The sequence below is a fragment of the Rhizobium tibeticum genome, from assembly GCF_900110205.1.
Lineage (GTDB): Bacteria > Pseudomonadota > Alphaproteobacteria > Rhizobiales > Rhizobiaceae > Rhizobium > Rhizobium tibeticum.
In genome coordinates this window covers 85,407-97,150 of sequence record NZ_FOCV01000024.1, presented here as the reverse complement: position 1 = coordinate 97,150, position 11,744 = coordinate 85,407, and the positions used below count along the sequence as shown (strand labels likewise).

Here is an 11,744-nt window from a genome sequence, read left to right as displayed (position 1 = left end):
CGGAGCCGGGTTCATAATGCCGGGTTTCTGGCATTCGAATCCAAGGTCACTTATCCCTTCCATCCACTGGTTGACCAAACCGTATTGGTAACCGGCAGCCATGAGCACGAAGGTGTTCATTATCTGCTGATTCGACAAGTCCATGGTGGCTCATTTCACATCCCCGCATGGATGTTTGATCCTGCGGCAGGTTCGATCGAGATTGTAACCGAGCCGCGCCTTTCGGCAACGAAGCTTATTGAACTGCGCGCTTTCATTGATTCTCTCGTACCCTGTCGCTCGGTGCAAGAAGCCGAAGGGATAAGCCATGAGAAAGCAATTTCGCATGCAATTGGATCTGTTCGTGACAGCCCGGCCGGTAGACCTGAGCGACACCCAGCGCCGGGAAGCCTTAACACTCCTGCAACTACTGTTGACAGAAGCGGCGGCAAAGCTGGCCGGCAAGCGGTGCGCCGACGGCGGAATGGAGGCGGGCAATGAGTAAGATCACTGCCGACCATCTTAGCCTTAGCGCCTTCGTCTACGTCCGTCAGTCGACGGCCTACCAAGTTGCCAATAATCTGGAAAGCCAAAGACGGCAGTACAGCTTAGTCGAGCGTGCTCGACAGTTGGGTTGGGAGACCGTCGAGATCGTGGACGATGACCTTGGACGATCCGGAGGTGGCACGGCCCGTCCGGGATTCGAGAAGCTGTTGGCGGCGATATGTGAAGGTCGGGTGGGAGCAGTCGTATCGCTTGAGGCCTCACGTCTGGCGCGCAATGGCCGTGATTGGCACACCTTGCTGGAATTTTGTGGTCTGGTCGGCACTCTGATCGTCGATGAAGAGGCTATTTACGATCCGCGCTCGCCTAACGATCGTCTCCTTCTTGGCATGAAGGGCACTATGAGCGAGATGGAGTTATCCGTGTTTCGGCAACGATCGGTCGAGGCCATGCGCCAAAAGGCGCGGCGCGGCGACCTTTATCTCACCGTTGCCGTCGGATACGTGAAGACGGATGATGCCCGTGTCGAGAAGGATCCAGATCGGCGCGTTCAGGAGAGCATTCTGCTCGTCTTTCGCAAATTCGCCGAACTGCAGACCGTCCGCCAAGTGCTGATCTGGTTCAGGCAAGAGAATGTCTTGGTCCCGTCTGTCATTCAAGGGCGCGGCAAACGGCCGATCGAGTGGAAAGCTCCGGTTTATCACACCCTTCATCACATACTGACAAACCCGGTCTACGCCGGCTCCTACGCCTACGGCCGGCGTGCGACACGTGTGATGATCAAGGATGGGCGCAAACGGGTCACCCGTGATACGTTGCGGCGTAATTCGAAGGACTGGGAGGTTTTGATCCACGACCATCATGAAGGCTATATTAGCTGGGCCGAGTTTGAAAGGAATCAGCATCTGATCGCCGAGAATGCGAATGGAAAAAGCTACATGGGACGAGGTTCGATAAGACGTGGCGAAGCTTTATTGCCCGGACTATTCCGCTGCGGTCGCTGCGGTCGCCGACTGCATATTCAATACTCTGGGAAAGGCGGCAATACGCAGCGATATGTTTGTCGCGGCACGTTCGGCGACATGGCGGTCGGCAACTGTATCGGCTTCGGTGGCATGCGAGTTGATCGGGCCGTCGCGCAGGAGGTTCTCGAACGGTTGCAACCTCTCGGAATCGAGGCGGCCTTGCGAGCAATGGAGGCGCACACTCAGCGTCATAGCGATAAGCATCAGCAACTCGAGAACTCAATCAAGCAAGCACAATACGAGGCTGCCCGGGCGCGCCGCCAGTATGACGCTGTCGATCCCGACAACCGGTTGGTCGCGGGCGAGTTGGAAAGGCGCTGGAATGAGAAGCTGATCCAATTGCGTGACCTAGAGATCGAGCTTGACACGCTCTCGACCGACCGTGACATGCCCGCACTATCGGCAGATGACCGTGCAAGACTGATGAAGCTGGGTAGCGACCTGGGGCAGGCATGGGACAGCCCCAGTGTGTCCACCGAGACGCGCAAAAAGATCATTCGGTTACTGATCACGGAAATTATCGTCGATATCGTCGACGACACATTGGCGATCATCATTCATTGGCAAGGTGGCGATCATACCCGGATGACAGTGAGGAAGAACAAGATCGGCCAGACCCGCTGGGCAGTTAAAGCTGATGTCGTTGATCTCGTGCGCGCTTTGGCCAGGCAGTTACCTGATTTGTCAATCGCAGCGATCCTGAACCGTTCCGGCAAGCGGACCGGGCATGGCGCCAGCTGGACACGAAGCCACGTCTGCAGTCTTCGCAACATCCATGGTATCTCCGTCTATCGAGAAGGTGAGCGGGCCGAACGCGGTGAGAGAACCCTCGATGAGGTCGCGGACATTCTGAAGGTGAGTCGAGCTACGGCCTATCGGATGGTCAGCAGCGGCGTCCTTCCGGCGCGCCAGCTATGTACCGGGGCGCCTTGGATCGTCCGAATTTCCGACCTCCAGCACGACGCCGTGCGCCGCGAAGCCGATGCCAGGCGATCACGGCGCCCGAGATCTCAGGATCTGGTTCAAAATCCCCTTTTATTATAAGGACATCATCAGATGAGCAGTATGACGCGCCAACGTCGGAACCTGCAAAGAGTGCATTCTTGCGATTGAGAGCAATTGGGCGGATTGACCGCTCGACGGTGTTGGAGTCGATCTCGATCCGACCGTCGTCGATGAACCGGTCAACCCATCCCAGCGGGACAGGGCGTACCGGATTGCCTCGGCAAGCTTTGTCTTCTGGCTGATGAGGCCAAGCTGTTCACGTAGCCAAGGAGCGAGGCTATCGGTGATCGGACGGCTCTTTTCCTGACGAGCGGTGTAGCGCTCTTCCTGCGTGCGGCCACGTATCTCGTCTTCGATCTTGTAGAGTTCGGCGATACGTCTGAGCGCCTCGGTGGCAATGGGTGCCGGACCAGCGGCCGCCAGTTCGTAAAAGCGCCGACGGACATGGCTCCAGCAGAAAGCCAGCGACACGGTGTTCCTGGCAGCCAACGGGCGATAGCCGCGGTAGCCGTCCACCTGGAGAACACCAATAAAGCCTTCGAGATGCGCCATCGGGCGTTCGGCTTTGCGATCCGGCGCATAGACATATGCGACACCGGGCGGATCGGTGCCCTGCCATGGCCTGTCATCGCGAGCATACGCCCAGAGTTGACCCGTCTTGGTCTTGCCGCGCCCCGGATCGAGCACCGGTGCAGTCGTCTCGTCCGCGAAGAGCTTGGATGATTTCTTCAACACATCGAGCAGTCGCTGATGGACCGGACGAAGGTGCCAGGCGGCACGAACGACCCAGTCCGCGAGCGTCGAGCGGTCGAGGTCGATCCCTTGCCGCTTGTAGATTTGCGTCTGCCGATAGAGGGGCAGGTGGTCAGCATACTTGGAGACGAGAACCTGGGCGACGGTTGCCTCGGTGCGAATGCCACCCTCGATCAGCCGGGCGGGAGCCGGAGTCTGGACGACGACATCCTCGCAGCCCGGCAGGCATACTTTGGTCAACGAACAACCAGAACCCGGAACTGGGCGGGAACGATGTCGAGCTTCTCGCTGACATCTTCGCCGATCCGATGCAGATCATGACGGCAGCCTGGGCAGGCAGGTCATCGATATCGACGATCATCTCGATGCGTGGCAGATGGGCAGGAAGCGCCCCCCGGTTCGTTCGCCGTTTGGCAACGCGTGCCTGACGCACGACGGCCAACGCCTCTTCCTTCGCTTCAAGAGCCTCCGCCTCGACCTGTTCGGCTTCTTCCAGCCCAAGGAGAAGCTGATCCTCGGGAAGCGTTTCGGCGCGGCGACCGAAGCCGTGGCGCTGCTGCACCATCGCCTTCAGCGCGTTCAGGTCATCCGGAAGCTCGTCCGCCGTTATCGTCATGGGTCGAGAACAGCATATTTTGCGCTCCAAAACGAGGCGCCGAGTGCGGCTGATTCAATTGGTCGCGGTCGTTATCCGGCCTTTTCCGGAACGCGTGCCTGGCCCGTCGCATGGACTCGCTTCCAGTCCAGCCCCTCGAACAAAGCCGAGAACTGGACGGATGTCAGATGCATTGCGCCGTCCTGCATTCGGGGCCAATGAAACTCGCCATCCTCAAGCCGCTTGGCGACCCAGGCACACGCCGCTGCCATCCCAGAAGATCAGTTTGATGCGGTCGGTTCGCTTGGCCCGGAACACATAGATCGTGCCGGAGAACGGGTCGGCTCCCATCTCGGCCTTCACCAGCGCCGCCAACCCCTCTGCACCTTTGCGGAAGTCGACAGGCTTGGTGGCGATCATGACTTTTACCGCGCCGGATGGGCTAATCACGGTTGAGCCCGCAATGCCTGGATGACGGCGGCGATTGTCGCGGCATCAGTGCCGGATGCAATCCGCAACGTGGCTCCACCAATCTTCAGTTCAATACCAGCACCCGCAGTTGGTTTCCTCGGCGAACGCATCCGTCTCGCTTTCTTTGGGACAGGTTCTCGTCGCACGCCCACAGCCGCTGACACAAACATCGGAACATGATCGGCGACCGCATCCAGTGGCTTGCGGGCAAGCGTCGCCATGTGAACAGCTGACCTGGCGACAATCCATGCTGCCGCGCAACTGCGCTCACCGATCTTTCGCCGGTGTAGCTCTCCGCGATTAACCGGTCCTTCTCTTCATCGCTCCAGTCGCGGCGGCGGAGCCCGTGAAGACCTCAAAACGCTGCACTGGCTCATCAGCCTTGGTGCTATGTGTAAACCCTGTAATCGTCATATGTCGAAGCCCTCGGTGGGCGTGAAACATCACCGATCAACCTGCGATCCGGAAGGTGGGAGCAAACACCGCATAACTAAAGATCGCGAATTCGAACTTGCCCGGCGAGCCTGCATTGATCAATTTTCAACTATCGAATGAAGATTGGTATTGTTGCACTCAGCGGTTTGACTGGCATAACAGCATCGTTTGCGAACAAGAGTTTAATCGTCTTAATTAATGCACAGCGTCAGAAAACGTGGATTCGAGGTCAAAACATGGGAGCCAGATTGAATATCTGACGAACTCGATGTCGCGGGTCTTTGAAGTGAGTAAACTCTGATCCGAGACTGCCCTCTTTGCGAAGTATCACGATAACTTGCGCGGTTCAAAAAATGCACTTGCGACGGCGTGCTTACCCCTTGAAAGTTTTGGGAGCCGTGCGGTCTTGCAGGATCTACCAGTTGCCTGGATCTACAGTGTGATCGATGCTTGCGAACTCATCCGCCCTTACCTGATCGAGCATCACCTCTGTGGTCGTGTTAGCTTCATCAATTACGTGAAAGCTAAGTGGCGGCGGGCCCACTACGAGCTGCTGGTAAAAGAGCAAGGCGGCTTCTTCGACTGTGTCTGCTTGCAGCTTTGACGTGACGGTTACGGTGAACGTATGCATGCCATCGATCTCCGTTCATTTTGGTTAAGTGCCGGGCCCATCAACAGCCTGTGTTAACGATGTCTTAAGGCTCGGAATTGACGTAACAGTAAAACATACGATGTTCCTCGCGGGCAACTGAGGGGTTAACCGTGAACATCCATCGACAGGCTCGGCGCTTCAGCGCCGGGGCGTTAGCGTTCGCCTTGACGGCACGTGTCGGGCATGTCAGTCGGGCCCTGCTACTGCTGGCAATTGTGCCTCCTCGACCGTGCGCGAGATTCGAACCGCGCTCGGTTCGGTCGACGTTGTCAGAACCAATCGCAACCCTTCTCTGTCGGCTCCGACTGGAAGGCACGGTTGCCTCCCGCTATTACCGTCGGGAGGCCACCTCTCGCTATTCGTCCACGGTCTCCCGCATGATGGGGCCTGCTGGAAAATGAGTTCGCCCGCGGCAATTGTCGCTCCGCGTCTCGCTTTATCGATTCTCCCGGCGGCGAACCCGTGTAATGGCATCCCAAGCAGCCCGAGTCGTACATCAGCTTCATCAGTACCGGTGCGCATGAAGTGACGATTTCGACGTTGTTTCGCCCGGCAGGAGTACGTGATGCCCAGCGTCCGGATCTAAATCAACCCAACGTTTTTCCCTGACGTTTGCCGCCGCTGAAGAATTGACCTCGCTGATGCAGCTCTTCCAGAACGCTACCAGCCACCTGAATCGGTGCTCGAAGCGGTGTAAGAATTGGAAACACTTTGTGACTAAGTCACTCCGAATGCTACGTTTTTCTGTCTTGCCGCGGCAGCAGTCCTGACGGATACTAGCGAGCGATGAGAGGTAAGCCATTATGATCAGAATGATTAGTGACCCGGCAGAGTTGGCGGGCGAGGACATCACGGGTAAATATGTTCTGCGGAAGCTGAACTACCACTGGTTCGCTTACGGCAAGGCCGCCATCGTCACCGCGTGTAAGGGGACCATTCTGCACCTCGACCGCGAAGAGACTGTTTATTCGGAGCGCTGGGGCCGCCGCGCCTATACCGGCACCGGCAAACGCTATCCAGGCGGCATCTGTCCTATCTCGGCAGTCGCCTGCGTCTGTGACACACCAGACGATGTCAACGCTGTCATCCAGTTGGATGTCGAAGCGCAGGACGAATTCTATCAGCTGATTGCCAAGGCTGAAGCCAGAGTTCATGCGCTAGCCTCCTCCTCGCAGAATAGCTTCTTTCTAGTAGCTGCCGAATAAGGCGGTTAACGGCACCACGTCGACGAACGGGAGATTGAAGCGCTCAAGATACGTTACAGCAGGACGCAGGAAAGCTCGTATCTCAGCGATGGTCGCTATCGGTGAGATAGGATCATCGGCAAATTCTTTGAGCCCGACGCCAATGTGGGCAGGGTGTTACGTTCTCAAAGGCAGCGGCCCTCGTCGTGCTTATGTTCCGTCTCACGTATGTGGTTGCCGTCATCATTGCATCATCGATCAGCGCGATCATGGTGCTGGTCCTATCATCGATCGTTTAGCGTTTCCAATCTACCATTTTATGCTGGCGCTCGTGTATTGCATCACGGTTGGAGTAGCATGGCTGCGGTATAAGGATGGCGATCGAATCCGGTAATTCCTGTAAAGCTGCCGTTGGCAACGAGAGGTCGGCATGTCTATCGCTTCCTTGCCTGCACCACCCTACTACGTGGTCTGCTTCTCATCGCAACGAACGGACGTCGAAGACGGTTATGGTGAAATCGGCGTTGCGATGGTGGAACTGGCAAAGCAGCAGCCTGGCTTTCTGGGTTTCGAAAGCGCCCGCCGTGCTGATGGTTTCGGCATAATCAACTCTTATTGGAGGGACGAGGAAAGCATCCGAGCATGGAAAGCCGTTGTCGATCACGTTGAGGCGCAACGCCGGGGCCGGGCAGACTGGTACACGCGTTATGAGATCCGCGTGGGACTTGTTCAGAGAGCCTACGGATTTGAAGCGGATGTTGTCAAAGTGCGATGATTTTTTGTCCGCCACAGACCGGTCCAGGCCATACATGACTAAGCCTCATGTTCAAACCTTATTGTTATTATTCTCGCTGAGCGCTTCAAACTCGCGCCGTCTGCTCCGGGGGGAGAATGCAGAGATGATGTTGGAAGACCTTTACCACCTGTTGAGAAGCGGGCACGTCTAGGGCGTCGTCGATACGATGACCCAGCCAATCGAAGTCCGAGAATAGGCCTAGCCGCTGCCATTCTGGAATGAGGCTCTGACAGCGGGGCGCCGCAACGACCGCTGGATGAACTCAACGCATGGGACGGGCGGTTTCACGCGATAGCGAACGCAACTAGCCAGCCTAATCCGGGCCCTGCGTAAAGAAAGAACGACGAGGGTAGCTCCGGCGTTGCGGGAACTTGGAGGCTCCGACAACTCAACAGGGTGTTGTCGGCACATCATGGGTGATGGCTTCTATCTTCGCGTTCGGGGCGTTCTCAATGACGCGCGTGCCTTAGATTGACATCGGGGGAAACCCACCTACTGCAGGCGTCCTTCAATTTCGTTTTCGCCTCTTCGAGGGCGGCGTCGCCATACTGGGCGACGAAGCTCTGTTCATAGTATCCATTCGCCGCCAATTTCTGATGGAAGGCCAATGTCGCTTGGGCGGCGTCGGATTATTGGCCGAGCGACGACTGCAGGTTCCCTGCGATATGCAACCGTGATTTGAATATTAGAAACTGGTGCTTTACCGTTCTCCATGCGCACATAGCCAAACGGAGGCAAGTATGGTGGAGGGGCTCGATGTCTATGCCAGAGCTAAAAGGCAAATCGAGGAGGATATTGAGCAAAGAATCCACGAGCACCAGGAGAAGGTCGCGACTGTCATGCGAGCGGTTGCCGCGACCGGCCTTCGCTCCGCAATGCCTTACACAGCTGTCGCTGTTGGCGACTCCTGGTTCGACTATCCATTGGTCAACGATATCGCGCTTGGACAAACAGACATCATTGCCCAGCTCGAACTGATGCATGATCATGAAAAGCTGATCCTTCGCCTGGCGCATCATGGCGACGCGACCACGGATATGATGTCGGGGCCAAAGCAACAGCGGCTGGTCCGTGCGCTTTCAAACCCGGGGAATTGGTTCAATGGGAAGCCGGACGCCATTTTCTGTTCTGCAGGCGGAAACGACGTTGCCGGGGATCAGTTCGTGAACTTTCTCAAGTTCAATGAAGGGCAACCACCCCAACAAGGATTGAATGTCTCAAAGTTTGACCGGGTTCTCGGTGTTGCGGAGGTAAACTATCTCACTTTGTTTGAGATCCGCGACCGATACGCGCCTGGAGTGCGCGTGTTCGCACATACCTACGACTTCCCAACCCCAGACAATCGCCATCCATTGTGTGCTGGGCCTTGGCTATACCCATCGCTGAAGTCGCGAGGCTGGAGTATTGCTGACGGAAAGATCATCGTTTCAGATGCTCTGAAGAAATTTCGCACAATGCTGAAGCGGTTGGAGAGCGAGGGCAGCAACAGGTTTTCGGTCATCGATACCCAAGGTACATTTACCAATGCTGCTTACGCGCGCGATTGGAGCAATGAACTCCATCCCACAGATACTGGATTTAAAAGGTTGGCCCGGAAATTTGATGCCTTCTGGATACAGCGATTGCAAGAGGATCGCGCCAGCGACGACGAGCCAGGAGTTTAGCACTAAGTCAGTAGGTCTCGCGAAAGACCTGTCTCCATCCAGACGCTCGGTGAGACAGCGTCTCGCACCGGGCGTTTATGCGAAATTGACTTCAGCCGTATCGATCTATCTGCATTTGTTGCAGGAGATCACGAGGGTTCTAATGCCATACGACGCAAAACCAGGGGAAGTAAGTCTTTTCGAAAACGAAAAGATGGGGCGTGAAAGTGCGCCAGACCATCAAGGCTACGTTGTTGCACATCGCGACATCAAAGCGGGTGAGAAGCTCTCAATTGCGTTGTGGGCGGGAAAGCCCAATAGCGCCCGGTCATTCAGCGGCAAGATTGCCGATTTGCCTCGTGCTGGCGATCGCACGGCGCCTACCGATCTGTTCGGAAACCCGCTTAGTGGTGCCGAAAAGACCAGCCGTTGACTGCGGTGCCACCAATACCTCAACATCAAATCAATCCGCTCATCATAGCTCTCGTGCGGTATCTGCGCGATTAGCAATAGACGCTCGCGCCTTGCACGGACAAAGTCTTCCATTTCTGCTTTAGTCAGATCCCGCACCCCCTGCAAAAAAAAGCACTTATTGACACGCAAGCGCGTCCAGTTGAAAACACTCCCGCCTACTGAGGGAGAAACCAATGGCCGACGACATTAATTCCAGCCCTGCTACCGATGTTACACCAGACGCGCAGCCCGAGAAGAAACAGCGTGCCCCACGCCGTACAAAAGCGGCTATCGAGGCGAGTGTAGCTGCATCGAAGGAAGCCACGACAAGCGCACCGCGGGGACACAGAAAGCGCGGTGAGGCAGCTGCTGCTGCAGAGGTAGCACCAGTCACGAAAGGGAATCGGCCCGGCAGGAAGCCGAAGAATTCGGCCGCTCCCAATGTGGCTTCCAAGAAATCGTCGGCAAAGCAGAAAGCAGCAACGGCAGGCGGGAGTTCTACGACGCTTGACGACATTGCGGATCTCCTGCAGCTCGAAGAAGAGAACAAAAGACTTCGCAAGTCTCTTGCAGAAAAGCTTCGTGCGGAAAACGCCGACCTCCGCAAGCGTCTTGGGCTGGACTGAGCGATCCAGCTAGGTCCGCCGCGAAATCAATATCTAATTCGAGACGGCAATTTACGAACTGTCGACTGGGCTCTTGTCGCGAGCCCAGTTCGAAAACCGCGGCAATATCGTCGTGCTGTTGCGTGAGGTTTATCCGCCTATGAAGTCACCATGGAAGTTGATTACCGGGCTCGTATCTCGGAGGCAAACTCCCGACACGGATGAGAATTCCGCCGAACCTGCTGCTGAAGCAAAGGAGTTGGAAGCGCCGCAGACACCAGCGGATCCGCCACCGTCTTCGCTGGCAGAAAGCAGCGAGCTCGATAGCCACAGTCATGATAAGTCTACTACCGCAGTTGAACCGACCCCGCAGGGTTCAGACGATGGCACCCAACTCAGTGATGCAGAAAGCGCCCCGGCCAAGCGTCGCTCGCGTGGTGAGCCTGCCCGTCACTTCGACACGCCAGATGCCGAGACCAAGCTAACTGCCGCAGCTATTGCATCTGCGCAGGAGCCGCGTCTAAAACTCTCGCGGAAGGTACGGACAATTAACAAGCTGCGCGTCAAGTCTTCATCCGAAACGGATCGAGCAGTTCAAACACCACCACTAGAAGACCCTTTCATCGGCGAGGTAACTGGGCTAGATGAGGACATCAAACAACTTCGAAATCAGCTAGCTCAGAAGCTGAAACTACAGAACGATCAGCTGAAAAAGATGCTTGAGCGTTTCGATGTTTCCTGAGCAATTTTGCCCTCAAGGATTGGATTGAAATGAGAACGCAACAACGAAGGTTCGTTGTCGAAGTTAAGTCATCACGTCGGCGATCGACGGTAGCGCCGAAGTCAATTTGGGGAGACACCGATTTTAAGGCGCTTGTGCGTGAGGCAAAGGCCGAGACGGAACACCTATTTGTGTCGCCCAAGAATGACGTAGCAGTACCGAGCGACAGTGCGGAGATAGGCCAGGATAAGCAACCGGAGTTCAGTGTCACTAATGACCACGGCACTGACCAACCCAAACCGCCACAAGTGTTGTCTCTGGATGCGGTGTTCGAGACCCAAAGGAAGGTGGACGACGCTGCTAGTCGCTCTGGGGCTTCCGCCGAAAATGCCGGGCCGACACGTCGAGTTGCCCGAGTGACTAAGCGTCAACGTACTGTAAAGCGTGATCTGCGAGCTCTTAGCACCGCTGACGCTTCCCTCAACGAGGCAAGAGATCTTGTTGAGGAAGTGGATCCTGATGTTTTGGCCGTCCTTGATGCGGAAAATCGACGCCTGAAGGGTATACTGAGGCAGCGCCTCGTTGAGCAGAACAAGAAACTTCGAACGATGCTCGAGCGATTTGACTTACGAGCATCGCAATGATTGACGTTGAGACATCCGATCGAAAGGGTAAAGTTGGCATATGGCGGCGATCGGCGGCGCAGGCGTACAGCTGAAAAGCTTCTTCGCTCGGATGAGCAAGTCAACCGGGAGAGCGAACGACGCCATCGAGGCTAGTTTGACGCCGCGTTAGGTCTAGCTGATCGGTTAAAACTAACGCCTTTTCAACGAGTTCCAACGCTTTTTCAATGTTCACATCCAACATTACGTCACCTTTCTTGGTAGGGTCGGTCCGCAAAGGGCAACGTGACGCTTCAGCGT

The 11,744-nt window shown here is 56.2% G+C and carries 10 protein-coding genes and 4 pseudogenes; 10 read left to right on the top strand and 4 right to left on the bottom strand.

Going from position 1 to position 11,744, the window contains the following annotated elements:
• Positions 1–84: 84 nt before the first annotated feature.
• From BSG20_RS38910 to BSG20_RS23775, 3 genes and pseudogenes are all read left to right on the top strand, one after another.
• Positions 85–129: pseudogene (locus tag BSG20_RS38910) on the top strand (hypothetical protein); the annotation flags it as partial.
• A 178-nt stretch (positions 130–307) separates the two neighbouring features.
• Complete coding sequence (locus BSG20_RS37690; protein WP_244541402.1) at positions 308–484, top strand: hypothetical protein; 177 nt, start codon at positions 308–310, stop codon at positions 482–484.
• Positions 477–2,552, top strand: a complete 2,076-nt coding sequence (locus tag BSG20_RS23775) for a recombinase family protein (RefSeq protein WP_072379237.1) — start codon at positions 477–479, stop codon at positions 2,550–2,552. The genes BSG20_RS37690 and BSG20_RS23775 overlap by 8 nt, the downstream gene beginning before the upstream one ends.
• A gap of 19 nt (positions 2,553–2,571) precedes the next feature.
• Here the strand turns inward: BSG20_RS23775 and tnpC are convergent.
• The 4 genes and pseudogenes from tnpC to BSG20_RS23755 form a co-directional block, all read right to left on the bottom strand.
• Positions 2,572–3,882, bottom strand: a pseudogene (gene tnpC / locus BSG20_RS23770) (IS66 family transposase); the annotation flags it as partial.
• 71 nt (positions 3,883–3,953) lie between these two features.
• A pseudogene (tnpB, locus tag BSG20_RS23765) lies at positions 3,954–4,281 on the bottom strand (IS66 family insertion sequence element accessory protein TnpB).
• 115 nt (positions 4,282–4,396) lie between these two features.
• Positions 4,397–4,660, bottom strand: a pseudogene (locus BSG20_RS23760) (transposase); the annotation flags it as partial.
• A 522-nt stretch (positions 4,661–5,182) separates the two neighbouring features.
• On the bottom strand, positions 5,183–5,398 hold the full coding sequence (locus BSG20_RS23755) for a hypothetical protein (RefSeq protein WP_072379227.1): 216 nt from the start codon (positions 5,396–5,398) through the stop codon (positions 5,183–5,185).
• An 824-nt stretch (positions 5,399–6,222) separates the two neighbouring features.
• Between BSG20_RS23755 and BSG20_RS23750 the strand changes: the two genes are divergently transcribed.
• From BSG20_RS23750 to BSG20_RS23720, 7 genes are all read left to right on the top strand, one after another.
• On the top strand, positions 6,223–6,624 hold the full coding sequence (locus tag BSG20_RS23750; RefSeq protein WP_072379225.1) for a hypothetical protein: 402 nt from the start codon (positions 6,223–6,225) through the stop codon (positions 6,622–6,624).
• 409 nt (positions 6,625–7,033) lie between these two features.
• Entirely contained in the window at positions 7,034–7,378 is a 345-nt protein-coding gene (locus BSG20_RS23745) for an antibiotic biosynthesis monooxygenase family protein (protein ID WP_072379223.1), read from the top strand.
• A 761-nt stretch (positions 7,379–8,139) separates the two neighbouring features.
• Complete coding sequence (locus tag BSG20_RS23740) at positions 8,140–9,063, top strand: SGNH/GDSL hydrolase family protein (RefSeq protein WP_072379221.1); 924 nt, start codon at positions 8,140–8,142, stop codon at positions 9,061–9,063.
• 49 nt (positions 9,064–9,112) lie between these two features.
• On the top strand, positions 9,113–9,475 hold the full coding sequence (locus BSG20_RS23735; RefSeq protein WP_143147520.1) for a hypothetical protein: 363 nt from the start codon (positions 9,113–9,115) through the stop codon (positions 9,473–9,475).
• Between the two features lie 214 nt (positions 9,476–9,689).
• Positions 9,690–10,121 (top strand): hypothetical protein, encoded by a 432-nt coding sequence (locus BSG20_RS23730; RefSeq protein WP_072379217.1) that lies wholly within the window; start codon positions 9,690–9,692, stop codon positions 10,119–10,121.
• A gap of 73 nt (positions 10,122–10,194) precedes the next feature.
• Positions 10,195–10,842, top strand: a complete 648-nt coding sequence (locus BSG20_RS23725) for a hypothetical protein (RefSeq protein ID WP_093041408.1) — start codon at positions 10,195–10,197, stop codon at positions 10,840–10,842.
• A gap of 29 nt (positions 10,843–10,871) precedes the next feature.
• Positions 10,872–11,465 (top strand): hypothetical protein, encoded by a 594-nt coding sequence (locus BSG20_RS23720; RefSeq protein ID WP_143147519.1) that lies wholly within the window; start codon positions 10,872–10,874, stop codon positions 11,463–11,465.
• Positions 11,466–11,744 lie beyond the last annotated feature (279 nt).